Here is a 22,864-nt window from a genome sequence, read left to right on the forward strand (position 1 = left end):
TGCCAGGTTTGCGTCCCCCGGATGGGAATAGACCCTTTGTGTGTTGGTACGACGGTTCCAGCACTTTCTGCCTGAACAGATTAGAGAAACGACCATGCATAACGTCGTCATCAGCGGCACCGGCCTGTACACCCCGGCCAACAGCATCTCCAATGAAGAGCTGGTGCAGTCTTTCAACGCCTACGTCGCCCAGTTCAACGCCGACAACGCCGAGGCCATTGCCCGCGGCGAAGTCCAGGCCCTGACCGAATCCAGCGCCGCGTTCATCGAAAAAGCTTCAGGCATCAAGAGCCGCTTTGTCATGGACAAGGACGGCATCCTCGATCCGCAACGCATGGCCCCGCGTCTGCCGGAGCGTTCCAACGACGAATGGTCGGTGCTTTGCCAGATGGCTATCGGCGCTGCCGAACAGGCCCTGCAACGTGCCGGCAAAACTGCTGCCGACATCGACGGCGTGATCGTTGCCTGTTCCAACCTGCAGCGCGCCTACCCGGCCATCGCCATCGAAGTCCAGGAAGCCCTGGGCATTCAGGGTTTCGGTTTCGACATGAACGTGGCCTGCTCCTCGGCGACTTTCGGCATCCAGGCCGCCGCCAACAGCGTGCAACTGGGCCAGGCCCGGGCGATCCTGATGGTCAACCCGGAAGTCTGCACCGGTCACCTGAACTTCCGTGACCGCGACAGCCACTTCATCTTCGGCGATGCGGCGACTGCAGTGATCATCGAGCGCGCTGAGACCGCGACGTCCAAACACCAGTTCGATGTGGTCAGCACCAAGCTGCTGACCAAGTTCTCCAACAACATCCGCAACAACTTCGGTTTCCTCAACCGCGCGGCGGAAGAGGGCATTGGTGCCCGCGACAAACTGTTCGTGCAGGAAGGCCGCAAGGTGTTCAAGGATGTCTGCCCGATGGTTGCCGAGCTGATCGGCGAACATCTGCAAGAGAACCAGCTCAACGTCGGCGACGTGAAGCGCTTCTGGCTGCACCAGGCCAACCTGAGCATGAATCACCTGATCGTGCGCAAGTTGCTGGGTCGCGAAGCCACTGAAGAAGAAGCCCCGGTGATTCTCGACACCTACGCCAACACCAGCTCGGCGGGTTCTGTGATTGCTTTCCACAAGTATCAGGATGATCTGGCTGCCGGTTCGCTGGCGGTGTTGAGTTCGTTCGGTGCAGGCTATTCGATCGGTAGCGTGATTCTGCGCAAGCGTTGAAAATCGGTTTAATTTCCACCTGATCGCGCCGACCTTTCCTACATCCGAATCGGCTCAAACGCTGTAATTTTTCGGAAATGGCGGCAGGTGAAGACCTGCCGCTATCATTTTCGGAATCGGCACAAGGAGATTTTTGGATGGCGGCTGACGACACCCAACTGCTTGCGCGCCTGCTGGCGGGTGAGCAAAAGGCTTTCAAGGAACTGGTGACGACGTATCAGAGCGCTATGCGCGCCGTGGCGTATGCGATTGTCGGCCAGCGTCATGTCGAAGAAGTGGTGCAGGACGCCTGGTTGTCGGTGGTGCGCCACATCGCCAGCTTCGAAGGCCGCTCCAGTCTCAAGACCTGGCTGTTGACCATCACGGCCAACTCGGCCAAAAGCCGTTATAAACAAAATCGCCGGGAAGTGTTGATGGATGATCTGCCGTCACCCCATGGCACGATCGACGATGACCGCTTTTCTCCCGGTGACGGCCATTGGCTGGTTGCCCCGTTCGCCTGGCATCAGGACACCCCGGAAGCCTTGCTGACCGAAGGTGAATTGCGTGACTGTCTGGAGCACACTCTGCTGAACCTGTCGGAACTGCAAAGCAGCGTTTTGTTGTTGCGCGAACGCCAAGGGCTGGAGCTGGAGGAGATCTGTAATCTTCTGGAGATCTCGCTCTCCAATGTCCGTGTGCTGCTGCATCGTGCGCGGCTGAAAGTCTTCGCGACCGTGGAGCATTTTGAGGAGACAGGGGAATGCTGACCTGTAAGGAACAAGTGGCGCGCTCCAGCGATTATCTCGATGGCCAATTGAGCTTTCGTGAAAAACTGATGGTGCGCCATCACCTGATGTTTTGCCCGAACTGTCGGCGTTTCATTCGTCAGATGCGTTTGATGCAAGCGACCTTGAAGGCGATGCCGGAGAAACCGGAAGAGGGTGTGGACGCGCTGGCTGAGCGTCTGGCTACGCAGAGGCGGGACGATAGCCCGTAAAAACACAGCCCGGTGCAGCGCCAGCGAACGGATGATGGGGATCGCTGTAACTGCACCGGGCTGCAGGAAAATCAGCTTCGATCGGCAAATCGCAAGGGGAGCTGTGACTTGCGGCTTGTCGCTCGAAGCTTGTAGCTGTTTTCTTAGAACTTGGCTTCCGCGTCCAGCTGCAAGGTGTTGGCGTCAGCGTCACGCTGGGTACGGCTGGCGAAGTCAGCCTTGGTCAGGAAGTACGTGGCACCGATAGCGAAGTTCTTGTCGATGTCGTAACCGACCTTGAACTTGTGGCCACGGGAACCGGTGGTGCCGTTGGCGAAATCGGAGTCGGTGAAAGCGCCGACTACGGCGTTGCGCTGCACGTCACGATAGTTGTAATCGAGGTTCAGGCCGAAGACTTTCGACTTGGCACCCAACAGCCACGCAGTGTCCTGATCGGTCACGGCATCGTTGTTCTTCACGTACTGACCGTAGAACGACAATGGCATCGGCAGGCCGCCGATGTCGACCTGGCTGAAGCCTTCATACAGACGGAATTCGTTGTTGGCCGAGTTGCCGTTGACCGCCAGTGCGCACGGAGTGGACGTGCCGGTGCAGCGGCTGTCTTCGTCGTTCTGGTAGGCATAGACACTACCGCCCAGAGTCACTTTCAAGTTGTCAGTGATGTTGAAGCGGCTACCCAACTGGCCGGCGGTCAGACGCAGGTCGTGACGGAATTGCACGCCATCGCCGTCAACGTTGTCCTTGAGGTTGTAGTTACCCAGGCTGCCGAACAGTTCGGCGCTGCTGCCCAACGGGTATTTGTAGGTAACGGCCAGACCTTCCGGGTTGATGTCGCTATCCCAGATCACGTCGCCCATGCTGACCCACGGCTGGAGCATCTTGCCGCCGATGATGTGCAGGTTCTTGATCTGGTCAGGGTGGTAGTCGATGTAGCCCAGATCCAGCCAGATCTGCTTCTTGTCGAAGTAGTTGTCCTGGTCCTGGTTGGTCGAACGGGCATCATCGCCGCCGCCGGTGGCGATACGGATACCGGTGTCGACTTGGGGGTTGATCTCGGTGTAGGCACCCAGACGGGCGCGGATGCGCTGACGGTCCTTGTCGCGGCCACCGTTGTTCGGTTCGCCGTCGATCTTGATGGTCTCCTGACGGATACGCACATCGCCCTTGAATTGGGTCTTGGCTGCCCAGGCGAGTTTCTGGTCGAAGACGCTTTGTTCGTTGGTTTTCTTCGCAACAGCGGCGACTTGTTCGTTGGTCTCTTGCTGCGCCTGCTGCGCGATTTGCTGAGCCTTCTGATCCTTGGCCAGTTCAGTTTGCAGTTCGATGTACTGCGCCTGGGAAATGGAACCGTTAGCCTTGAGCATGTCGAGCAGTTTGGCGTCGACTGCAGCACTGGCCGGAACACTCATGGCCAGCAACAAGCCACCGCACAGGGCCGCCGCAGTTTTCGTGGAAGCAAGACGCATAGCAATCTCCGAAGATGAGAGGGGATGGCACAACCATCCGGGGCACAACCGACGATTCGAGCGTCGGAAAACAGTGTCCGGGTAGAACCCGGCGCTCTAAAAACAGGCGCCAGTATCGCGATGGTTTATGACAGAGCAGTGGCACAGTGATGGCAGGTTGATGACGATATCGATTTGTCCTGAACTATTGATCTAGAGCGCTGTCGGCCGATTGCGGGTGTGCAATGCCACGCAATCGGCGATACTCGCCGGGCGCTGAAGTCTTGTTGTGGAGAGCTGTCGATGCCGTTGCAATGCCTGCAAAACCTGTCGCAAATCGCTCCGGCAACCTGGGATGCGCTGGTGCCTGAAAGCCAGCCATTTCTGCGCCACGCTTTTCTCAGTGCACTGGAAGACAGTGGCAGCGTTGGCCCTCACACCGGCTGGCAACCTGAGCATTTGCTGCATATTGAAGATGATCGACTGATCGCCGCACTGCCCAGTTATCGCAAGTGGCATTCCTACGGCGAGTACGTGTTCGATCATGGCTGGGCCGACGCCTGCGCCCGCGCCGGCATCGATTACTACCCCAAGCTGTTGAGCGCCGTGCCGTTCAGCCCGGTCAGCGGCCCGCGCTTGTTGGCGGCCAATGTCGAAGACGGTTTCGAGCTGCTCAAGAGCCTGCCCGGTTACCTGGAAATCGAAGGGCTTTCCAGCGCGCACATCAACTTCACGGATCCTTTCACCGACGCTGCAATGGCCGAGCAACCAGGCTGGCTGCAACGTATTGGCTGTCAATATCACTGGCAGAATCGCGGGTATCGCGACTTTCAGGATTTCCTCGACGTACTCAGTTCGCGCAAGCGCAAACAGATGCGCAAGGAACGCGAGCAAGTGGCGGGGCAGGGCTTTGCGTTTGAATGGCTGGAGGGGCGCGAGCTGGACGAGGCGCAGTGGGATTTTGTCTACGCTTGTTACGCCAACACCTATGCGGTGCGGCGCCAGACGCCGTATCTGACGCGGGAGTTTTTCAGTCTGCTGGCCGAACGGATGCCCGAGGCGATTCGCGTGGTACTGGCCAAACAAGGCTCACGGCCGGTGGCGATGGCCTTCAGTCTGGTCGGTGGCGACAGTTTCTACGGGCGCTATTGGGGCTGTCTGGCAGAGTTTGATCGACTGCACTTTGAGACCTGTTTTTATCAGGGCATGGATTACGCGATCGCGCAGGGTTATCAGCGTTTCGATGCTGGCGCTCAGGGCGAGCACAAGTTGATTCGTGGCTTCGAGCCGGTGATCACCCATTCATGGCATTACTTGCGTCATCCGGGGTTGAAAGCGGCGGTTAAGGATTTCCTGAAACAGGAACGCGCCGGCGTCCTCGCTTATGCCGAAGAAGCGAAAACCGCGTTGCCTTATCGCCAAACCTAGATCCCTTGTGGGAGCGAGCTTGCTCGCGAAAGCGGTGTTGCAGTGACATGGATATCAGCTGACACACCGCCTTCGCGAGCAAGCTCGCTCCCACATTTGTTTTGTGTATGCCTTGGCTACTCTTCTTTGCCCAACCAGCGATAGATCCCGCCACCGACCACCGCGCCAATCAACGGTGCGACCCAGAACATCCATAACTGCGCAATTGCCCAGCCGCCGACCATCAGTGCCGGTCCCGTGCTACGGGCCGGGTTCACCGAGGTGTTGGTGACGGGAATCGAGATCAGGTGAATCAGCGTCAGGCCCAGGCCGATGGCGATCGGTGCCAGCCCCGGTGGTGCGCGTCTATCGGTCGCGCCCAGAATGATGATCACGAACATCGCCGTCATCACCAGCTCGGTCACAAACCCTGCCGCCATGGAATACTTCCCCGGCGAATGCTCACCATAACCATTGGAAGCGAGGCCTGCAGCGATATCGAAACCCTCCTTGCCGCTGGCGATATGCGCGATCAGCGCCGCCGCGAGAATCGCGCCAAGCACCTGCGCGATGATGTAGGCGGGCAACTCTTTGGCCGGAAACCGACCGCCGACGAACAGACCGACCGACACGGCCGGGTTTAGGTGACATCCGCTGATGTGACCGATGGCGAATGCCATGGTCAGCACCGTCAGACCAAACGCCAGGGCCACCCCCAGCACCCCGATTCCCAACGGTGAAGACGCGGCGATCACCGCGCTGCCGCAACCACCCAATACTAACCAGAACGTACCCAACAACTCAGTGACTGAACGTTTGAACAGAGACATGAGAGGCGTCCTTGATAGCCCTGCTATCGAGACTGCATCGAGTTGTGCATCCCTGCAGATTTACGACAGGTTTCGTACCGAAACCTTGGCTGAGTACAGCAGGCTTTCTGCGGATTTCCAGCAGCCACAAAAAAACCGCCAGCGCCCTTGGTTTGCGGGCTGTGGCGGCCTTGTGAGCTGTTGCATGTCCATTGTGGGAGCGAGCTTGCTCGCGAAAGCGGTGGATCAGCAACGCAAGTGGCGACTGATACGACGCTTTCGCGAGCAAGCTCGCTCCCACAGGGAAGTCCAGTGCATCAATCTATGCCGACAAACCCTCCGGTCTGGTGCGCCCAAAGTCGTGCATACAAACCGCGATGGGCCAACAGCTCGGCATGGGTGCCGCTCTCGGCAATCTTGCCGTTCTCCAGCACCACCAGCCGATCCATACGGGCAATGGTCGAGAGTCGGTGCGCAATCGCGATGACAGTTTTGCCCTGCATCAGGGTTTCCAGGCTTTCCTGGATCGCCGCCTCGACTTCCGAATCCAGTGCCGAGGTCGCTTCGTCCATGATCAGGATCGGCGCGTCCTTGAGCAACACTCGCGCAATCGCGATGCGCTGGCGTTGGCCGCCGGACAGTTTCACCCCGCGCTCACCGACGTGCGCGTCAAACCCGGTGCGCCCTTCGGCGTCCGACAGCAGCGGAATGAACTCATCGGCGCGCGCTTTGTGCACCGCGTCCCATAACTCGGCATCGGTCGCATCCGGTTTGCCGTACAGCAAGTTGTCGCGGATCGAACGGTGTAGCAGCGAGGTGTCCTGGGTGATCATGCCGATCCGTGCACGCAGGCTTTCCTGACCGACTTCGGCGATGTTCTGGCCATCAATCAGAATCCGCCCACCCTCGACGTCGTACAGGCGCAGCAATAGATTGACCAGCGTCGATTTGCCGGCGCCGGATGGCCCGATCAAACCGATTTTCTCACCCGGTTTGATGTTCAGATTGAGATCGCCGATGATCCCGCGCTTCTTGCCGTAGTGAAAATCCACGTGCTCGAAACGCACTTCGCCACGGGCCACGTCCAGCGGTTTGGCTTGCTCGTGATCGGTGACGCTGACCGGTTGCGAAATGGTCTGTAAGCCGTCCTGGACCATGCCGATGTTTTCGAAAATGCCGGTGACCACCCACATGATCCAGCCGGACATGTTGACGATGCGAATCACCAGACCGGTGGCCAGGGCAATCGCCCCGACAGTGATCAGCGACTGCGTCCACAGCCACAAGGCCAGGCCTGTGGTGCCGACGATCAACAGGCCGTTCATGGTGGTAATGGCGATGTCCATGCTGGTCACAACGCGGCCTGCCAGTTGGGCTTTTTCGGTTTGTTCTTCGATTGCTTCGCGGGCGTATTGCTGCTCGTAATTGGTATGGGCGAACAACTTCAGGGTGGCGATATTGGTGTAACCATCGACGATCCGCCCCATCAGTTTGGAGCGTGCATCGGAGGACACCACCGAGCGCTCCTTGACCCGCGGCACGAAGTAACAGAGCGCGCCAATGTAAGCGGCGATCCACGTCAGCAACGGAATCATCAGGCGCCAGTCCGCCTCGGCGAACAGCACCAGCGAGCTGATCGCGTAGATCAGCACATGCCACAACGCATCCACTGCTTGCACCGCAGAGTCACGTAGCGAGTTGCCCGTCTGCATGATGCGTTGGGCGATACGACCAGCGAAGTCATTCTGGAAAAAGTTAAGGCTCTGCTTGAGCACGTAGCTGTGGTTCTGCCAGCGGATCATGCTGGTCATGCTCGGGCTCAGGGTCTGGTGCACCAGCAGGTCGTGCAGGCCGACAAAGACCGGGCGCAAGATCAGCGCGACCACGGCCATCCAGGCCAATTCCAGGCCATGCTCCTGAAAGAAATTCGGATTCGGTGCACCTTGGGCGAGGTCAATGATGCGACTGAGGTAGCTGAACAACGCCACTTCGATCAAGGCGCCGAACAGTCCGACGGTGAGCAGGGCGGCAAAACTCGGCCAGACCTGCTTCAGGTAATAGGTGTAGAAGGGCAGCACGCGATCCGGCGGGGATGCCGTGGGGGCGTCGCGGAACACGTCGATCAGTTGTTCGAAACGGCGATAGAGCATCAGATAACCGCCCGGGGAACGGGCTCTCCTTTTATCGGTGTGAGCGGCGCGCGGGATCAGGCCAGCGCCGCTCGATACGCCCTGTACAGCTTAGTCGATGACTTTGGCCGACTTGATGAAGACAGGGTCGGAAGGCACATTTTGCATGCCTTGTTTGGTGGTGGTCGGCGAGTTGACGATGATGTCGACCACGTCCATGCCTTTGACCACTTTGCCGAATACTGCGTAGCCATCGCCCTGGTCGAGGAAGTCGTTGTCCTTGACGTTGATGAAGAACTGGCTGGTCGCCGAATCAGGTACGGAAGTGCGAGCCATGGACAAGGTGCCACGAACGTTAGCCAGACCGTTTTTGTGTTCGTTCTTGATTGGAGCCTTGGTTTCTTTCTGCTGCATCTGTTGAGTGAAACCACCGCCCTGGACCATAAAGCCCGGGATCACACGGTGGAAAATCGTGTTGTTGTAGAAGCCGCTGTTGACGTAATCGAGAAAGTTCTTGGTGCTGATCGGTGCCTTGACCGGATCCAGTTCGATTTCGATCTGGCCGTTGGTGGTGTCCAGCAGCACATGCGGTGCCTTGGTTGGCGTGGCAGCCATCAGGTTGGCGGCAAACAGCACAGTACCAGCGGCGAGGGCGAGTTTTTTCAACATGGGTCAGTGATCCTGAGATTGAATATCGGCTGCGGCGAGGAACTCCAGCAGCGTTTGATTGAAACGTTCGGGTTGATCGAGCGGGGTGGCGTGGCGCGAATCGGCGATCACCACCAGCCGCGCATTCGGCAGCAGTTTTACATAGGTTTCTTTCAGTGCCACCGGTGTGTAGTCACGGTCGGCGCTGATGACGAGCGTTGGACAGGACACTCGGGAAAGTCGTTCCTGAACGCCCCAGCCAACAATCGCATCGAAGCTGGCGAGATAAGCACGTTTGTCGTTTTTTGCCCAGCGTTCGGCCATTTTCTGTCGCAGATCCGCCTGTTCCGGTTTCGGAAAAAGTTTACCGCCGAGGGCTTTGCCGATGGTCGAAAGGCTGAGTACGCGCATCAGGCTCCAGCGTTTGAACCACTGCCAGTAGTCGTCGCGGCTGCGGATTTTGACCTCGGGCGCACTGTTGACGATGGTCAGGCTCTTGAGCATTTGCGGATGATCGACGCCGAACTGGAAGCCGATCATGCCGCCCATCGACAGCCCGACGTAATGCACCGGGCCGAGGTTCAAGTGCTCGATCAACGCCAGCAGGTCGTTGCTGAAACCGGCGATGCTGTAGCGCTCGCGCGGTTTGTCCGAACGCCCGTGGCCCCGAACATCCGGGACGATCACCCGATAGTGCGCGGCCAGCGCCGGGATCTGCATTTCCCAATCCAGCGTGCTCGAACCGAGCCCGTGAACCAGCAGCAACGGCGCACCGTGGCCATATTCCTCGTAGTGCAGGTTGCAACCTTCGTGCTCGAAATACGCCATCGGTGAACTCCGTGTCAGGCTTGTTCAGGGGCGGCGAACGGGGCGTCCAGCGGCAAAGTGTCGAAGGTGCGCAGCAGTTCGATGAGGATTTGCGTGGCCGGGCCCAAGGGTTTGTCCTTGTTCGAATACAGATAGAAGCTGGAGTTGCGGTTGCCGCCCCTGTCCAACGGTAGCAGCTTGAGCGTGCCATCCTTCAGCTCTCGTTCAATCATGTGGCGAGGCAGCCAGGCAAAACCGAGGCCGCTACTGACGAACGTCGCCGCTGTGGCGAGGCTGCCAACGGTCCAGCGCTGTTCGGCGCCGAGCCAGCCGACATCCCGTGGTTGCTGGCGGCCGGAGTCGCGGATCACCACTTGCATCTGGGTTTCCAGATCCTGAAAGCTCAGCTCACGGTTGAGCCGGTGCAGCGGGTGATCGGGGTGGGCGACGGCGACAAACTCTACGTCGCTCAATTCCGCGCCGAGGTAACCGGGAATGCTCAGGCCAGTAATGGCCAGATCGGCCACGCCTTCGAGCAGCACCTCCTCGACACCCGACAATACTTCCTCACGCAGACGCACGCGGCAGCCACGACTCTGCGGCATGAACGCGGTCAGCGCGCGGACGATGCGTGCGCTTGGATAGGCTGCATCGACCACCAGCCGCACTTCGGCTTCCCAACCTTGCTCCATGTGATGGGCGAGGTCTTCCAGTTGACTGGCCTGTTTCACCAGTTGCCGCGAGCGGCGCAGCAACACACCGCCGGCTTCGGTGAGCACGGCTTTACGCCCGTCGATGCGCAGCAACGGCACGCCGAGCTGGTCCTGCATGCGGGCGACGGTGTAACTCACCGACGATTGCGAACGGTGCAGGGCCTCGGCGGCCTGGGCGAATCCGCCGTGGTCGACCACGGCCTGCAATGTTCGCCATTGATCAAGGGTCACGCGGGGCGCTTTCATCAATAGCTCCTCTTGTCCTAAGCTGGCCGTCCCTCATGGAGACTGCCGAATGAAAAAATTCTGTTGTGTGCTGCTGGCGCTGCTGCCGCTGACCGCTTTTGCTTATCCGATCGATGTGCAGAAGGATCTCAACGGCATGAAGATCGATTACGAGACCTTCGATACCGATAACGACATCGGCTCGATTCGGGTGGCCAACTACGGTGATGTCGACGCAGTGTGCAAGGCCGTCTTCACCAATGGACCCGAGGCGCCGCGCACCCGCAACATCGAAGTGGCAGCCGGCAAACATAAAAACGCCACGGCCAAGTTCACCCGCGAGATCATCAAGCTGCGCATCAAACTGACCTGCACCCCGAAATAACGGTCGATCCCTTGTAGGAGTGAGCCTGCTCGCGATAGCGGTGTGTCAGATGTGTGTCAGCATCTAAACGAATTATTCGATGCTTTGCAGCAATTATTTGCGCTTTTTCATCGATTCGACTCTGTTTAACCTTCACTCCATCGACCTACAACATTCTCGGATGGAGGCTACACACCATGTCCCGCGTTCTGATCATCGAAAGCAGCGCCCGCCAGCAAGACTCGGTTTCCCGTCAACTGACCCAGACTTTCATCAGTCAGTGGAAAGCAGCGCATCCCAACGATCAGATCACTGTGCGTGACCTCGCCGTGAACCCGGTGCCACACCTGGACAGCAATCTGTTGGGTGGCTGGATGAAGCCTGCCGATCAGCGCAACGCCAACGAGCAATCGTCGCTGGATCGTTCCAACGAATTGACCGATGAGTTGCTCGCCGCCGACGTACTGGTGATGGCCGCGCCGATGTACAACTTCGCCATCCCGAGCACCCTCAAGGCCTGGCTCGACCACGTGCTGCGTGCCGGCGTGACCTTCAAGTACACCGAAACCGGCCCCCAAGGCCTGCTCAGCGGCAAACGTGCCTACGTGCTCACCGCTCGCGGCGGCATCTACGCCGGCGGCCCGGCCGACCATCAGGAACCGTACCTGCGTCAGGTCATGGGCTTCATCGGCATCAACGACGTGACGTTCATTCACGCCGAGGGCATGAACCTCGGTGGCGACTTTCAGGAGAAGGGCCTGAATCAGGCCAATGCCAAGCTGTCCCAGGTCGCTTGATAGGTTAATCCCCAGATAATCGCCGATTGTTTAAGTGACCTGGCGCAACCCCTTCAAGGCTCTACGCGCATCGAACCTCCCTTTGCACTTGTTGCTCCTGAGTGCTGTAGCCCGATTGAACGCATTAGCGAGATCGGGCTTTTTTTTGTCTGCGATTTGATGAACAACGCAATTTCCCTTGTAGGAGTGAGCCTGCTCGCGATAGCGGTGTGTCAGTCAATGCTGATGTGTCTGAACAACCGCCATCGCGAGCAGGCTCACTCCTACAGGGGATTTGTGTTGTTCGAGGGTTCGCGGTCTGGCGCAAAAACCGCTATCGTCGCCGCCATTCAAATTAGGGGCGAGCATGGGCTATCTACTTTTTGTCACGCTGATCCAGGCGTTTTCCTTCAGTCTGATCGGCGAATACCTGGCCGGTCACGTTGACAGTTATTTCGCGGTGCTGGTGCGCGTCGTGCTGGCCGGGCTGGTGTTCATTCCGTTGACCCGCTGGCGCTCGGTCGAACCTTCGTTCATGCGCGGCATGCTGATGATCGGCGCCTTGCAGTTTGGCGTAACTTACGTCTGCCTCTACCTGAGCTTCCGCGTGCTGACGGTGCCGGAAGTGTTGCTGTTCACCATCCTCACGCCGCTGCACGTGACGTTGATCGAAGACGCCCTGAACCGGCGCTTCAATCCGTGGGCGCTGATTGCCGCGCTGGTCGCGGTGGGCGGGGCGGCGGTGATTCGTTTCGACAGCATCAGCCCGGACTTCTTCATGGGCTTCCTGCTGCTGCAACTGGCCAACTTCACCTACGCCGCCGGGCAGGTGATGTACAAGCATCTGGTGGCGAAACACCCGAGCGATCTACCGCACTATCGGCGTTTCGGCTTCTTCTACCTCGGCGCGTTGGCGGTGGTGTTGCCGGCATTCCTGATGTTCGGCAAAGCCAATTTCCTCCCGGAAGCGCCGTTGCAGTGGGGCGTGTTGCTGTTCCTCGGCCTGGTCTCGACCGCGTTGGGCATGTACTGGTGGAACAAGGGCGCGTGCATGGTCAACGGCGGCACGTTGGCGGTGATGAACAACCTGCATGTGCCGGTGGGGTTGCTGCTGAATCTGCTGATCTGGAATCAGCATGAGGAACTTGGAAGATTGTTCCTCGGTGGCAGCGTCATCCTTGCCGCCGTATGGATCAGCCGACTGGGCATCCGAAAAAAAACGGTCGCTGCATAACCCCTGTGGGAGCGAGCCTGCTCGCGAAGGCGCTGGGTCAGATAAGTATGGGTCGACTGACACATTGCATTCGCGAGCAGGCTCGCTCCCACATTTGATCTTTGGGTTACATGAGGTGTTTCTGTGGTTCGGGAATGCTCGCCGCGCCGAGCACCGCCGGCAGCAGGCCAGAGCGCAAATCCCCACCACTCGGCTGTTGATACAGACTCAGCCCGAACTCCGGCAACACCGCCAGCAGATAATCGAAAATATCGCCCTGAATCCGCTCGTAATCGGCCCACACCGTGGTGCGGGTGAAGCAGTAAATCTCCAGCGGAATACCCTGCGCCGTGGTCTGCATCTGCCGCACCATGCAGGTCATGTTCGGCTGAATCTCCGGATGACTCTTCAGATACGCCAGTGCATAGGCGCGAAACGTGCCGATGTTGGTCATGCGCCGGCGGTTGGCCGACATCGCCGCGACATTGCCCTGCGCCTCGTTCCATGCCTTGAGCTCGGCTTTTTTGCGGCTCATGTAGTCGGTGAGCAGGTGCACCTGGGAGAGCTTTTCCTCTTCGTCATCGCGGATGAAACGCACACCGCTGGCGTCGATGAACAGGCTGCGCTTGATCCGCCGCCCGCCGGACTGCTGCATGCCGCGCCAGTTCTTGAACGACTCGGACATCAGCCGCCAGGTCGGGATCGAAACGATGGTCTTGTCGAAGTTCTGCACCTTGACCGTGTGCAGGGTGATGTCGACCACATCGCCGTCGGCGCCGACTTGTGGCATCTCGATCCAGTCACCCACGCGCAACATGTCGTTGCTGGTCAACTGCACACTGGCGACAAACGACAGCAGGGTGTCCTTGTAGACCAACAGAATCACCGCCGACATTGCACCCAGACCGGAGAGCAGCAACAGCGGCGAACGGTCGATCAATGTGGCGACGATGATGATCGCGCCGAATACGTACAAGACCATTTTTGCCAGTTGCACGTAGCCTTTGATCGAACGTGTACGCGCATGTTCGGTACGCGCATAGATGTCGAGCAGGGCATTGAGCAGAGCGCTGACCGAGAGCAGCAGGAACAGAATGGTGAACGACAACGCGACGTTGCCGAGAAAGGTCATCGCGGTTTTGTTCAGTTCCGGCACCAGATGCAGGCCGAACTGGATGACCAGCGATGGCGTCATCTGCGCCACACGCTGAAACACCTTGTTATGGCGAAAGTCATTGATCCAGTGCAACGCCGGCTGGCGTCCGAGCATGCGGCTGGCGTGCAGGATCAGGTAACGCGCCACTCGTCCGAGCACCAGTGCGATGACCAATAGCACGGTCAGTGCGAGGCCAGCCTGCAAGAACGGATGCTGTTCGAGGGTGCCCCAGAGGTCTTGGGCGTTGTGCCAGAGCTGTTTGAAATCCATATGAGCAACGATTCTTCTGTAAGACGCGATGGGCGATTAGAGCATTTAAGACGCCGTGTATTACCGTTGAAGACAAATCGAGCAACAAAAAAGCCACTGATTACGTCCGTTTGTATAAAGAAACTCGGCCTGAGCGCTCGAAACCGGTAACCTATGCAGCTGTTTTTTTGCATATCTTCGAGGTAGCACCCGTGTTTTCCCAATTCGCCCTGCACGAACGCCTGCTTAAAGCTGTGGCCGAGCTGAAATTTGTCGAGCCAACGCCTGTGCAAGCCGCGGCCATCCCGCTGGCGCTCCAAGGGCGTGATCTGCGGGTGACGGCGCAAACCGGTAGCGGCAAAACCGCCGCTTTCGTACTGCCAATCCTCAATCGCCTGATCGGCCCGGCCAAGGTTCGCGTCAGCATCAAGACGCTGATCCTGCTGCCGACTCGCGAGCTGGCCCAGCAGACGCTGAAGGAAGTTGAGCGCTTTTCGCAGTTCACTTTCATCAAGTCCGGCCTGATCACCGGCGGTGAAGACTTCAAGGTCCAGGCCGCGATGCTGCGCAAAGTGCCGGACATCCTCATCGGCACCCCGGGCCGGATGATCGAGCAACTCAACGCCGGCAACCTCGACCTCAAAGAAGTCGAAGTGCTGGTGCTCGACGAAGCTGACCGCATGCTCGACATGGGCTTCGCCGAAGACGTACAGCGTCTGGTTGACGAATGCCCGAACCGTCAGCAGACCATGCTGTTCTCGGCCACCACCGGTGGTTCCGGCCTGCGCGAGATGATCGGCAAGGTACTGAACAACCCTGAGCACTTGCAGCTCAACGCGGTCAGCCAGCTGAACTCGACCACCCGTCAGCAGATCATCACCGCCGACCACAATCAGCACAAAGAGCAGATTGTGAACTGGCTGCTGGCCAACGAGACCTACCAGAAGGCCATCGTCTTCACCAACACCCGCGCCATGGCCGACCGCATCTACGGCCGCCTCGTGGCTCAGGAATACAAAGCGTTCGTGTTGCACGGCGAGAAAGACCAGAAGGATCGCAAACTGGCGATCGACCGTCTGAAGCAGGGCGGCGTGAAGATTCTGGTCGCCACCGACGTCGCGGCCCGTGGTCTGGACGTTGATGGCCTGGATCTGGTGATCAACTTCGACATGCCACGCAGCGGCGACGAATACGTGCACCGCATCGGCCGTACCGGTCGTGCCGGCAACGACGGTCTGGCGATCTCGTTGATCTGCCACGGCGACTGGAACCTGATGTCGAGCATCGAGCGCTACCTGAAGCAGAGCTTCGAGCGCCGCACCATCAAGGAAGTCAAAGGCACCTACGGCGGACCGAAAAAGGTCAAGGCCTCGGGCAAAGCCGTTGGTGTGAAGAAGAAAAAGACCGACGCCAAGGGTGACAAGAAGAAAACTGCCGCCAAGACGCCGACCAAGCGCAAGAGCGTCAATCGTCCGAAGCCTGACTCGTTGGTGAGCAGCGACGGCATGGCACCGCTCAAGCGTCGCAAGCCAGCAGAGCCTGCGGCTGAGTAAGGCGTTTCAAGCGTGCATAAAAAACCCGGACAGTGTCCGGGTTTTTTTCGTCCATCAGTTGCCGAGCTGACCACTGGTGTCGGCATCAAAGCGCCGTTTGGCTTGATCGGCCGCCGGCTTCAATGCTGCGAGCAAGGCTGCCTCGCTGTACAACCGCGTGACCGCCAGCTCCTTCGGCGTCGGCTCGATCGGGATCAGCACGTCCTCACCGTCGGCGTGCAGCCAGATTGCGACAACGTGCAGTGCCGAGACAAACAGCACGCGCAGCTCAACGGTTTTACCCTGCAATTGCGGCGCTTGTTCCGCCAGTTTCAGCGCAGCCACCGTAGCGGCGGCGTGATCGCCGTGGTTCAACGAGGCGAATTCGACATGCCCGCGCACCTCGGCCAGTTGCGCATCGGCAATCGTCACGCCGTCGGCAAACACCAGGTAATGCCAGTCGCCGATTCGTGCGTCTTTCAGACCTTTGCCGTGGCTCAGGTCTTCCAGATTCAGTGAGTAGCCGCGATAGGCCTCACTGAGGCTGATCTTCGCAGGTGCTGCATTGGCGAACTGGCGATTGGCGCCAAAGCCTTGGGTTTGCAGTGCCGCTTGCAGCGCCGGGCGCAAGGTCTGTACGCCGTTGGAAGGCGCCTTTGGATAAGTCAGTTGCATGATCTCGCCCTCCTAGTTTTTCACGGTGAAGTAAGTGTGGGTCCAGTTGCCGCCGCCGTTGTAGGCGCGGGGGAACGCGTTCAGCGCGCGGGTCGAATAGCCGTAGATGGAGTCTGCAACCAATACGTAATCGCCGTTGGTGCCGTAGATCGTCAGGAAGTGCGCACCGCCGCCGTACCAGGCGCAGCGCAGTCCGACCGGGCGGCCCATGCTGATCTGGTTACGGATGGCCGACATCTGCAGCGAGCCCTGATTCATGCCGTTGTAGCTGCGAGTGGTTTGCAGAGCGGAATCCAGATAGCCGTAGACGTTGCACGGCCCCGGCTGATTGCAGCAATTGCGATCGAGCTGAGTGCTGGCCACGCCGCATTGCGTCCAGTTGCCGGTGCCGTAATAGTTACCGACCGAGGCGGACACGGCGGCCCAGCACCAGTTGGTCTGGGTCTGTTTCTGCATATTGAAGTTGAGGCTGCCGGCGGCGAGGGCGCTGAGCTGTTCAGCGGCTTCGACTAGCTGCGGGTCGAGCAAGTGACCGGCTAGGCACCTTGGCAGTGATTCGCCGGTGAATTGTGTTGCTGCTGTTGTTAACATTTTTCAATCCTCCATGAGTGAAAACAAGCGTCCAGCTTGTGTGGGTGTTGCGGTGTTGCCGAGCGATCGGTGTTCACGGGTTGCCATGTCATATGGCGGGTTCCGATCTCGTTGCTCGATGTAACCGTAGATGTGGATATGCGCTAATGCAAATAAATAAATGCATTAATGCATTTTCATAAGCAAAAGATCGCAGCCTTCGGCAGTTCCTACAGGGATCGGTGTAGGAGTTGCCGCAGGCTGCGATCTTTTGATCTGGCTTTTAGCTTTCCGCTTTTTTCTCCGCCGTGCCCAACTCTTTCAACCGCTGATCAATCAACTGACATTTATCCGGCAGATCGGCACTGGCCGTGCCCAGATCCATCTTCTGCAACTCGGCGTTGATCTCCTTGGCCTTGGCCGGATTCTGTTCGGTGAGCTTGGCGACTTCCTTGGCCAGTTGTTCGCGCTTTTCGGTGGCTTCCTCCGGCGTGCAGGCCCAGACGGGCAGGGCGCAGGCCAAGGTGGCGGCGAGGGTGAGCTTGATCAGGGTTTTCATGGGCAGGCCTCAGTTCCGGTTAAGGCGGGTTAACCGGTTGAGCGGCGAAACTGGCGAAAAGTTCAGACTCTATGGGCGCGAGCAAGCTCCCTCCCACAAAAGGCTTTCATTTACCGTGGCAGCAACTGGATTTTGTCGCTAGCTCATAGCGATCGTGATGCCGCACCCACTCCATGATCTCGTTTTCATTCCTGCCCTTGGGCGTGAGGTCGAGGTAGTTATAGGCGCCGACCAGCATGTCGAGACCGCGAGCGTAGGTCGAGTAGGTGTGGAAAATCTCCCCGGCCTCATCGCGATAAAACACACTCAACCCCGGCATTTCCTCCTCAGCACTGTCAGTCTTTTCGTAGTTGTACGTAGCCTTTCCCGCCGCGACATCTTCAGCCCGGGCACAAACACCGAAGTCATAATTGAAGTCGCAACCCTCTGACGACACCCAGTCAAACTTCCAGCCCATCCGTTGTTTAAACGCCTGGAATTCGTTGAGGGGCGCATGGGACACAGCGACCACGGCGATGTCGTGATGGGCCAGATGCTGGTTAGCGCCATCAATGTGGTCACTGAGGAACGAGCAACCCTGACAACCTTCCTCCCAGTCCTTGGCAAACATGAAGTGGTAAATCACCAGTTGGCTGTGTTTGCCAAACAGGTCAGCCAATTTCAACTCGCCGTTCGGACCCTGGAAGTGGTAGTCCTTGTCGACCTTCACCCATGGTAAGGCTCGACGCTCGGCGCTGAGGCGATCGCGTTCCTTGGTGAAAGCTTTCTCATGGGCCAGATGCTGCTTACGGGCGGCGAGCCACTCTTCGCGCGACACCACCGGATGATTCTCAACGTTCATGATGATTTCTCCTGCGGGGTTGAAGCCTGTATCAGACTAGTCGTTTAACCCAGCGCAGGATCGACAGACCGCCGGTCGGTCGCCCCGGGAAATGCGGCTGAACGGCTGGGAACCGCTCAGGTCACAACCTATGAACGCGCCATAAATCACGCGCACCGGAGGTTGTATCAGGATGACGACTTATAACTGGGATTTGATTGAACGCTTGCTGCACGAAGTGCAGAACAGTGCCGGCCATAGCTTTGCCCCTCGGGCTTACGCCGAAGATTATGCGGCGGCGAAAGCCAGCGCCGGCGAGCCGATCGAGAATCTGGATCACCTGAAAACGCTGGCTTGCGACTATGAAAGGTTGCTGCTGTTGCGCGGTTACATCGCACCGCGTCCGGATGAAGAGGGCAGCACGGGAAACAATTTTGTTCTGACGCCTCGCGGTTCCAGCCTGCTGAGCCTGATCGACAGCAGTATTCCTGGCAACGATCACCCGCGTCAGGTGCTGGATGAGCAAGAGGATGCGCTGGCCGAGGCGACCTTTGAGGAAGTGGCGTCTAAAGCCCAGATCGCCTGAGTCCAAAGATATCCCCATGTGGGAGCGAGCCTGCTCGCGAATACGGTCTGTCAGTGACATTTGAAGTAACTGATGCACCGCTTTCGCGAGCAGGCTCGCTCCCACATTGATCTTCGTTTTGTTCAGGTTTCTCGCGCGGCCTTGAGGCATTTGAGCTCGTTGAAGTCTTTGCGCACTCCTTCGATTTTCTTCAACAACCGCTGACGCTGTTGCGGCGTACTTTCGGCCATCAAGTCCACCGCCAGAGATCGTCCTTGTGCTTCAGTTTCGGCGAAGGCCTTGCGGTAATCGGCTGTCCATAAACTCTCGCGATTGACCAGAAGCGTCTCGATTCTCTGTGGGAATTCGGGGCTTTTGCGTTGCGCGACGGCTGCACTGAATTGCTTTTGCCAATGGGCGCGGTTGGCGATCCATTGCGTGTACTGATCGCCCAGCGCGGTCGACCACGCCATTACCCGCTGTTCCTGGGTGGCGCTCAAGGGGCCGAGCCAGTCGTTCAGGCGTTTGACCATGCGCGCGCCACGTTCGGCAATTTGCTGATCAAGCGGTGGTTTCAGGTATTCCTGCTGACGCTTGCGCAAATCCTTGGCAAACGCGTCATTCATCTCGGCGACCTGTTTGTCATCCAGCCCTTGCAGCAACTCGATCGCCGACGGGGTGATCTCTCGAGCGGTTTCGGCAATGGCCTGCTTGGCTTCCGTAGTGCGCGCCTGTAGCGCGGCATCGGTGACCTGATTGGATTCGACCATGGTCTGCAGGCGATCAAGCCAGTCCAGATAGCCCGGCAATTGCGTGGTGCAATGCCAGCTCAGGTGGTCCTTGAGGCGTTCGTTGAACCAGTCTTTCTGCTCGCCGTTCATGTCCAGATAGTCGCTGAGCGTCCATGGAATGATCACGTCGAGGTTGCGATAGGCCAGGCCGACACGGCTGCAAGCGCCGAGGGCGAGGGTGAAGATCAGTAGCGCGGCGATCTGTTTGAACCAGCGAGACATGGGCGAATCCTTGCGTGAGCCTGGCTTCGAGGAACTGATTCCTATGTGAACGCAGAATGAACCCGGCAGTTCAGCCGATCAATAGAACGCGCGCGCAGCCTTGAGGGTGACGAGGCCGTCGCACTCGCTGTTGTGCCCGGAGTAGGCAGAACAATCGCTGCCGCTGAGGCTGGAGTCGCTGTAGATCAGATCGAGGTCGACGCCCATGAATGGTCGGGACAATTTCACCGACCAATCGGTAAAACTGCCGACATAACCACCGTCCACGGCCACTGGCGTGTTCAGTTGGTGGGTGGTGTATTTCATGCTGACGCCAATGCCGAATGGCTGGTTGCCGCCCAGGTCGGCAAACAACGTGTTGTTCTGTTTATCCGGGTCATTGCTGAAGGCCACGCCGAAACGACTGCCGAGCAAGGTCAGGCCACCGAACAGCTCCTGGCTGTCGAGAGTGTCTACCTTGGGATAGCTGTAGTGGATCATGCCGACTTCATAGCCGAGGGTCTGATCGAAAGGTTGTTTAAATCCGACGTAGGAGTCGATCTCGAGGTTCTTTCCCGGCGAGATGCCCATGCTCGGTGCGTACTGGCCGACATAGAGGCCGCTGTCGTGGCTCAGGTCGAGGCCGCCATGGAACGAACCGACGGCTGCCGGTTTGACCAGGCCTTGAGCCATGCTGCGCGTGGGCGTGGTACCGAGTTTGAGATCGAAGTCGCCGAGTTCACGCTGGAAAATCTGCGCGTGCGCGGTCGAGCCGACTATCAGGCTTACGAGCAATAAACAGGAAGATTTGCGCATGCGTCACTCCATGAACAGCGAGCGCAGGAATGCGGGCCTGCTGAAACGCTTGATCTAGACGCGTGCAAGGATACCGGCGAATGATCGGCATTGAAGGCCGTTCGTCGATTCACAAGGAATTTTGTTTAAAAAGGAGGGAGGTTACGCGGTGCCAGTCCAGGCGCTTCAAAGCTCAAAGCGCCTCTGGACGGGTGTAAAACCGGTGTTACTTCTTGCCCAGGCTGATCTGCTTGGACGGGCCGAATGTCTGGCCACTGACGCCTTTGGCAATTTGCTGGATCTCGCCACCAGACTTGAGAAACGCTGCGATCTGATCGTTGATCGATTCGCTGGTTTCAACGGCTGGAGCTGGCTTTGCTTTGCTGGAGGATGCTTTTACACGCATGGCGGCCATTAACCTGTAGAAAAGTAACTCGGCCAGGCATCGTACAGGAATAACTTGACAATTGCTTGGTAAATATCCCCCGGAATAACCAACCGCATTGCTGCATTATTCTCGATCCAATATTCGAAATATCCGGCTAACCTGCTGTTTTAAATAACAACATTTATGTGCGCGTGCATTGAAATATTCAGTCATGAGCGTTCGTGCCTGTCTGACGAGCGGCACCTCGGCCCTGCTGCGCCCGAGGAAAATCAAGGTGTTGAACCGGTTTCACAAGCGTGCCGATCTGTCACCCGACGGCCACGATAAAAACGGGTAGAATGCCGCCCACGCAATGAGGGTTCTGGAAATGGCTTTAGTCGGGCGTTACAACAGTTTGCAAGTGGTTAAACACACTAACTTCGGTTTATATCTGGATGGCGGTGCCGATGGCGAGATTCTTTTGCCTAATCGTTATATCCCGAAAGATATTCCGACCGAAGATGAAGATTGGCTCAACGTTTTTGTTTATCTGGACAGCGAAGACAAACTTCTCGCCACCACGGAAAAACCGAAAGTGCAGGTCGGCGAATTTGCCAGTCTGAAAGTCGTTGAAGTCAACAGCATCGGTGTGTTCCTCGATTGGGGGCTGCCGAAGGATTTGTTGCTGCCGTATTCCGAAGAGAAGCGCCAGATGACCGCCGGCGAATACTGCGTGGTGCATGTCTACCTCGACAAGCACACCCGCCGTATCACCGCCACTGCGCGACTGGATCGCTACCTCGACAAGACTCCGGCCAATTACAGTCAGGGTCAGGAAGTTGATCTGCTGGTTGCCGAAGCCACCGACATGGGCTTCAAGGCGATCATCAACAACAAGCACTGGGGTCTGATTCACAAGAATGAGATCTTCAAGTTCATGCGCGCCGGCATGCTTGAGAAGGGCTACATCAAGGAAGTGCGTGCCGACGGCAAGATCGCCCTGAGCCTGCAACCGGTTGGCCAGGAAGCTGCGAGCAGCCTGAACTCGAAGATCCTCGCCAAGTTGCGTGACAACAGCGGCACGTTGCCGGTCAGCGACAAGAGCGATCCAGCGTTGATCAGCAGCCTGTTTGGCGTCAGCAAAGGCAACTTCAAGAAGGCCATCGGCTCGCTGTACAAGGAAGGCAAGATCGTTATTCATGCTGATCGCATTGAACTAACCTGAGCCTTGGGTGGCCCATCTTGCATGGGACACACACGAGATCGGGTCGATGAAAAAAACGCTGATTGCCTACGTCGCCACACTGGTGATGTTTTTATTGCTCGATGGTATCTGGCTCGGCCTGTTGATGGCGCCGACCTATCGCGAACTGCTCGGCCCGCTGATGCTCGAAAAACCGCTGCTGATTCCTGCAGCGGTTTTTTATTGCCTGTATGTTTTTGGCTGCGTGGTGTTTGTGGTGCTGCCTGCGGCGACCTGGCAGTGGGCGGCGAAGCGGGGCGCGTTGTTGGGGCTGGTGGCTTATGGCACCTATGACCTGACCAATTGGGCGACGTTGCGTGGCTGGTCGGTGCAGGTGACGCTGATGGATTGGGCGTGGGGGACGTTTGCTACTGCTGTGGCTTGTAGCGTCGGGTTTTTGTTGGCTAAACGGTTTGGCATATCTGATCGGTAGTCTGGGTTGGCAATGCCGGCCTCTTCGCGAGCAGGCTCGCTCCCACAGGCGAACGCATTCCAAAGTGGGAGCGAGCTCGTTCGCGAATGACGGCGTAGCCGACAGCCATTCACCACTGGCGCCAATGAAGCACAAAATGTCTTTTCCAGACGGCTTTTTGCGCTCGAGTCATTGATA

General features: G+C 58.1%; 25 protein-coding genes. 11 read left to right on the forward strand and 14 right to left on the reverse strand.

What is annotated here, in order from left to right; all coding sequences use genetic code 11:
- Positions 1 to 94: 94 nt before the first annotated feature.
- From AC1DVF_RS23965 to AC1DVF_RS23975, 3 genes are all read left to right on the forward strand, one after another.
- On the forward strand, positions 95 to 1,216 hold the full coding sequence (locus AC1DVF_RS23965) for a beta-ketoacyl-ACP synthase III (protein ID WP_093438130.1): 1,122 nt from the start codon (positions 95 to 97) through the stop codon (positions 1,214 to 1,216).
- A 137-nt stretch (positions 1,217 to 1,353) separates the two neighbouring features.
- Positions 1,354 to 1,965 carry an RNA polymerase sigma factor gene (locus tag AC1DVF_RS23970; RefSeq protein ID WP_093438125.1) on the forward strand — a complete coding sequence of 204 codons (612 nt, stop codon included), beginning with the start codon at positions 1,354 to 1,356 and terminating at the stop codon, positions 1,963 to 1,965.
- Complete coding sequence (locus tag AC1DVF_RS23975; protein ID WP_093438121.1) at positions 1,959 to 2,195, forward strand: anti-sigma factor family protein; 237 nt, start codon at positions 1,959 to 1,961, stop codon at positions 2,193 to 2,195. The genes AC1DVF_RS23970 and AC1DVF_RS23975 overlap by 7 nt, the downstream gene beginning before the upstream one ends.
- A gap of 143 nt (positions 2,196 to 2,338) precedes the next feature.
- Here AC1DVF_RS23975 and AC1DVF_RS23980 read toward each other — a convergent pair whose 3' ends face one another.
- A complete protein-coding gene (locus AC1DVF_RS23980) occupies positions 2,339 to 3,661 on the reverse strand; it encodes a putative porin (RefSeq protein ID WP_007914428.1) in 1,323 nt (440 codons plus the stop codon).
- Between the two features lie 282 nt (positions 3,662 to 3,943).
- On the opposite strand from AC1DVF_RS23980, the gene AC1DVF_RS23985 reads away from it, so the two are divergent.
- The gene (locus AC1DVF_RS23985) at positions 3,944 to 5,068 is read left to right on the forward strand and encodes a GNAT family N-acetyltransferase (RefSeq protein WP_257357477.1); all 1,125 of its coding nucleotides are present in this window, start codon (positions 3,944 to 3,946) and stop codon (positions 5,066 to 5,068) included.
- Positions 5,069 to 5,184: 116 nt separating this feature from the next.
- Here the strand turns inward: AC1DVF_RS23985 and aqpZ are convergent, their stop codons facing one another.
- The 5 genes from aqpZ to AC1DVF_RS24010 all read right to left on the reverse strand — a co-directional run bounded on the left by aqpZ (position 5,185) and on the right by AC1DVF_RS24010 (position 10,399).
- Positions 5,185 to 5,877: an aquaporin Z gene (aqpZ, locus tag AC1DVF_RS23990; protein ID WP_093438113.1), complete on the reverse strand. Its 693-nt coding sequence runs from the start codon at positions 5,875 to 5,877 to the stop codon at positions 5,185 to 5,187.
- A gap of 296 nt (positions 5,878 to 6,173) precedes the next feature.
- Positions 6,174 to 8,006, reverse strand: a complete 1,833-nt coding sequence (locus AC1DVF_RS23995; protein WP_414925674.1) for an ABC transporter ATP-binding protein — start codon at positions 8,004 to 8,006, stop codon at positions 6,174 to 6,176.
- A 90-nt stretch (positions 8,007 to 8,096) separates the two neighbouring features.
- Positions 8,097 to 8,654 (reverse strand): peptidylprolyl isomerase, encoded by a 558-nt coding sequence (locus tag AC1DVF_RS24000; RefSeq protein ID WP_093438104.1) that lies wholly within the window; start codon positions 8,652 to 8,654, stop codon positions 8,097 to 8,099.
- A 3-nt stretch (positions 8,655 to 8,657) separates the two neighbouring features.
- The gene (locus AC1DVF_RS24005) at positions 8,658 to 9,461 is read right to left on the reverse strand and encodes an alpha/beta fold hydrolase (protein WP_477783244.1); all 804 of its coding nucleotides are present in this window, start codon (positions 9,459 to 9,461) and stop codon (positions 8,658 to 8,660) included.
- A 14-nt stretch (positions 9,462 to 9,475) separates the two neighbouring features.
- The gene (locus tag AC1DVF_RS24010; protein WP_477783245.1) at positions 9,476 to 10,399 is read right to left on the reverse strand and encodes a PA3225 family LysR-type transcriptional regulator; all 924 of its coding nucleotides are present in this window, start codon (positions 10,397 to 10,399) and stop codon (positions 9,476 to 9,478) included.
- 49 nt (positions 10,400 to 10,448) lie between these two features.
- On the opposite strand from AC1DVF_RS24010, the gene AC1DVF_RS24015 reads away from it, so the two are divergent.
- The 3 genes from AC1DVF_RS24015 (at position 10,449) to AC1DVF_RS24025 (ending at position 12,752) form a co-directional block, all read left to right on the forward strand.
- Entirely contained in the window at positions 10,449 to 10,763 is a 315-nt protein-coding gene (locus AC1DVF_RS24015) for a hypothetical protein (protein WP_016985956.1), read from the forward strand.
- A gap of 176 nt (positions 10,764 to 10,939) precedes the next feature.
- Positions 10,940 to 11,539 (forward strand): FMN-dependent NADH-azoreductase, encoded by a 600-nt coding sequence (locus AC1DVF_RS24020; protein WP_099758291.1) that lies wholly within the window; start codon positions 10,940 to 10,942, stop codon positions 11,537 to 11,539.
- Between the two features lie 346 nt (positions 11,540 to 11,885).
- Entirely contained in the window at positions 11,886 to 12,752 is an 867-nt protein-coding gene (locus AC1DVF_RS24025) for a carboxylate/amino acid/amine transporter (protein ID WP_116254449.1), read from the forward strand.
- Positions 12,753 to 12,858: 106 nt separating this feature from the next.
- On the opposite strand, the gene AC1DVF_RS24030 is transcribed toward AC1DVF_RS24025, so the two are convergent.
- A complete protein-coding gene (locus tag AC1DVF_RS24030) occupies positions 12,859 to 14,157 on the reverse strand; it encodes a mechanosensitive ion channel family protein (protein WP_093438086.1) in 1,299 nt (432 codons plus the stop codon).
- Between the two features lie 191 nt (positions 14,158 to 14,348).
- Between AC1DVF_RS24030 and AC1DVF_RS24035 the strand changes: the two genes are divergently transcribed.
- Positions 14,349 to 15,689, forward strand: coding sequence for a DEAD/DEAH box helicase (locus tag AC1DVF_RS24035; protein WP_038358505.1), 1,341 nt, complete (start codon positions 14,349 to 14,351; stop codon positions 15,687 to 15,689).
- Between the two features lie 54 nt (positions 15,690 to 15,743).
- Here AC1DVF_RS24035 and AC1DVF_RS24040 read toward each other — a convergent pair whose 3' ends face one another.
- The 4 genes from AC1DVF_RS24040 to AC1DVF_RS24055 all read right to left on the reverse strand — a co-directional run bounded on the left by AC1DVF_RS24040 (position 15,744) and on the right by AC1DVF_RS24055 (position 18,313).
- Positions 15,744 to 16,343 (reverse strand): hypothetical protein, encoded by a 600-nt coding sequence (locus AC1DVF_RS24040; protein ID WP_093438082.1) that lies wholly within the window; start codon positions 16,341 to 16,343, stop codon positions 15,744 to 15,746.
- A gap of 12 nt (positions 16,344 to 16,355) precedes the next feature.
- Positions 16,356 to 16,934, reverse strand: a complete 579-nt coding sequence (locus tag AC1DVF_RS24045; protein ID WP_477783246.1) for a papain-like cysteine protease family protein — start codon at positions 16,932 to 16,934, stop codon at positions 16,356 to 16,358.
- A gap of 262 nt (positions 16,935 to 17,196) precedes the next feature.
- Positions 17,197 to 17,472, reverse strand: a complete 276-nt coding sequence (locus AC1DVF_RS24050; protein ID WP_093438074.1) for a hypothetical protein — start codon at positions 17,470 to 17,472, stop codon at positions 17,197 to 17,199.
- 106 nt (positions 17,473 to 17,578) lie between these two features.
- Positions 17,579 to 18,313, reverse strand: coding sequence for a DUF899 domain-containing protein (locus tag AC1DVF_RS24055; RefSeq protein WP_477783247.1), 735 nt, complete (start codon positions 18,311 to 18,313; stop codon positions 17,579 to 17,581).
- A gap of 172 nt (positions 18,314 to 18,485) precedes the next feature.
- On the opposite strand from AC1DVF_RS24055, the gene AC1DVF_RS24060 reads away from it, so the two are divergent.
- Positions 18,486 to 18,878: a transcriptional regulator gene (locus tag AC1DVF_RS24060; RefSeq protein ID WP_220558295.1), complete on the forward strand. Its 393-nt coding sequence runs from the start codon at positions 18,486 to 18,488 to the stop codon at positions 18,876 to 18,878.
- A 122-nt stretch (positions 18,879 to 19,000) separates the two neighbouring features.
- On the opposite strand, the gene AC1DVF_RS24065 is transcribed toward AC1DVF_RS24060, so the two are convergent.
- The 3 genes from AC1DVF_RS24065 to AC1DVF_RS24075 all read right to left on the reverse strand — a co-directional run bounded on the left by AC1DVF_RS24065 (position 19,001) and on the right by AC1DVF_RS24075 (position 21,059).
- Complete coding sequence (locus AC1DVF_RS24065; RefSeq protein ID WP_477783248.1) at positions 19,001 to 19,870, reverse strand: DUF6279 family lipoprotein; 870 nt, start codon at positions 19,868 to 19,870, stop codon at positions 19,001 to 19,003.
- Between the two features lie 78 nt (positions 19,871 to 19,948).
- Positions 19,949 to 20,665 carry a TorF family putative porin gene (locus AC1DVF_RS24070; RefSeq protein ID WP_093438058.1) on the reverse strand — a complete coding sequence of 239 codons (717 nt, stop codon included), beginning with the start codon at positions 20,663 to 20,665 and terminating at the stop codon, positions 19,949 to 19,951.
- 205 nt (positions 20,666 to 20,870) lie between these two features.
- A complete protein-coding gene (locus AC1DVF_RS24075; RefSeq protein WP_170844885.1) occupies positions 20,871 to 21,059 on the reverse strand; it encodes a hypothetical protein in 189 nt (62 codons plus the stop codon).
- Positions 21,060 to 21,399: 340 nt separating this feature from the next.
- Between AC1DVF_RS24075 and AC1DVF_RS24080 the strand changes: the two genes are divergently transcribed.
- Positions 21,400 to 22,236, forward strand: a complete 837-nt coding sequence (locus AC1DVF_RS24080; RefSeq protein ID WP_093438054.1) for a CvfB family protein — start codon at positions 21,400 to 21,402, stop codon at positions 22,234 to 22,236.
- A 46-nt stretch (positions 22,237 to 22,282) separates the two neighbouring features.
- The gene (locus AC1DVF_RS24085; RefSeq protein ID WP_099758296.1) at positions 22,283 to 22,687 is read left to right on the forward strand and encodes a DUF2177 family protein; all 405 of its coding nucleotides are present in this window, start codon (positions 22,283 to 22,285) and stop codon (positions 22,685 to 22,687) included.
- The last annotated feature ends 177 nt before the right edge of the window (positions 22,688 to 22,864 follow it).

Source organism: Pseudomonas sp. P4_D7 (genome assembly GCF_056401755.1).